A 392-nucleotide genomic window follows, 5' to 3' on the forward strand; every position below is an offset into this window, starting at 1 on the left:
GCATCGACCTGGCCGGCGTTGCGCACCTGCGCGCCGACATCGCCGACGGCATCGGTGACGCCGATCGTGGCCACCACCTGGCCACCGCGCTGCGCGAAGCGCTGGGCGAAGGCGGCGGCGGCACGGCGGCCGGTGTCGTCGGCGCTGTTGATCACCAGCGCCTTGCCGCGCTCGCGGCCACGCAGGTACTCGGCGGCGACGATGCCATCGTCTTCCGGTGCCAGCGAGAAGCCGGCACTGCCAGCCGGCGGTGCGTCCTTGCCGCGGTTCAAGGCCAGCACCGGCACCTGCAGCTGCTGGCGGCCGTACACCGCGTCCACTTCGTCGCGGCCCAGCGGGCCGACCACGAAGTCGGCACCGGAGGCGACGGCCTTGTCATAGGCGGCCAGGGC

Annotated in this window: 1 protein-coding gene; it reads right to left on the reverse strand. The window is 73.7% G+C overall.

Annotated elements, in window-relative coordinates:
- Positions 1-392 (reverse strand): penicillin-binding protein activator (locus A9K58_RS18845; protein WP_196769221.1); only part of this gene is annotated, 392 nt, incomplete at both ends.

It is taken from the genome of Stenotrophomonas maltophilia, from assembly GCF_001676385.1.
Lineage (GTDB): Bacteria > Pseudomonadota > Gammaproteobacteria > Xanthomonadales > Xanthomonadaceae > Stenotrophomonas > Stenotrophomonas maltophilia_J.